Source organism: Aminobacter sp. J41 (assembly GCF_000526635.1).
GTDB lineage: Bacteria > Pseudomonadota > Alphaproteobacteria > Rhizobiales > Rhizobiaceae > Aerobium.
In genome coordinates this window covers 1-1,154 of sequence record NZ_JAGL01000108.1, presented here as the reverse complement: position 1 = coordinate 1,154, position 1,154 = coordinate 1, and the positions used below count along the sequence as shown (strand labels likewise).

At 61.0% G+C, this 1,154-nt stretch carries 2 protein-coding genes and 1 pseudogene; 2 read left to right on the top strand and 1 reads right to left on the bottom strand.

The window, feature by feature from the left end; genetic code table 11:
• Positions 1-461 (top strand): annotated as a pseudogene (locus tag L630_RS0120780) (hypothetical protein); the annotation flags it as partial.
• A 52-nt stretch (positions 462-513) separates the two neighbouring features.
• Positions 514-936, top strand: coding sequence for a thioredoxin TrxC (gene trxC / locus L630_RS0120775; RefSeq protein WP_024850076.1), 423 nt, complete (start codon positions 514-516; stop codon positions 934-936).
• 35 nt (positions 937-971) lie between these two features.
• On the opposite strand, the gene L630_RS23305 is transcribed toward trxC, so the two are convergent.
• A partial coding sequence (locus L630_RS23305; protein ID WP_210164335.1) for a hypothetical protein occupies positions 972-1,154 on the bottom strand: 183 nt, incomplete at its 5' end.

Genomic DNA, 1,154 nt, shown 5'->3' with positions numbered 1-1,154 from the left:
TGATCGCACTCGCTGCCGACGAGATCGTGATGTGCGAACACTCCGTGCTGGGACCCGTCGATCCGCAACTTGGCCAGTTGCCTGCAGCCTCGCTCATCAAGGTCGTCGAGGAGAAACCCATCGCCGAGATCGACGACCAGACCCTGATCATGGCCGATGTCGGTCGCAAGGCCATTGCGCAGATCGAGGCATTCGCGAAACGTCTGCTGTCCGACAAGATGGACGAGAACCGCGCAGCGTCCGTGGCGGCGAAGCTGGCGACGGGCACCTGGACCCACGACTATCCCATCTCTACCGACGAGGCCCGCGACATGGGCCTGCCCGTTGGAACGGACATGCCCAAGGAAATACTGGAGCTGATGACGCTCTATCCGCAGCCGGTTCGGCGCCAGGGCGGTGGCGTGGAATACCTGCCCGAGCCGCGGCAACGAGAGGCGCGCCGCGCCATGTCCACGCGCTGAATGCTTGCATCAGCCGGCCGCCAGGACCGGCTCGTCAACGAAAGGATACAGGATGCCCACGGTCGCTTGCCCGCAGTGCAATTCCACCAACAGAGTGCCGCAAGAGCGCCTGACCGATAATCCCAATTGCGGACGCTGCGGCGCGCCTCTCTTTCAAGGCAGGCCCGTCACGCTTACAGCGGCTAATTTTGACCGTCATGCGAATGCCGAACTGCCCTTGCTGGTCGATTTCTGGGCCGTGTGGTGCGGGCCATGCAAGATGATGGCGCCCCAATTCGAGGCGGCGGCGCAGTCGCTCGAACCAAATTTCCGCCTCGGTAAGCTCGATACGGAAGCCGAACAGAAGATCGCCGGCCGCCACGGGATCCGCGGCATTCCCACCATGATCCTGTTCAGTAGCGGGAAGGAAATTGCGAGAACGAGCGGAGCAATGCCTGCCGCGCAGATAGCGCAGTGGGCGCGGTCGCACGTCTAGAATTTACAGGTATTGGCCTTACCTGCGCCATGCCATCAGGAGAAGAACATGCATGGCGTGACCGGATTTGTCGAAAGTGCGGCCTTGTTGGTCTTTGCTGCGTTCGTGCTCGTGACGATATGTTTGTTGATTTCCGCCGAGAACTGACCCGGGATTGGGCGGTTTTTCCATTGAGAAGTGACCCATGTTTGAACCCACCCCTGCTGGTTGATCGCAGG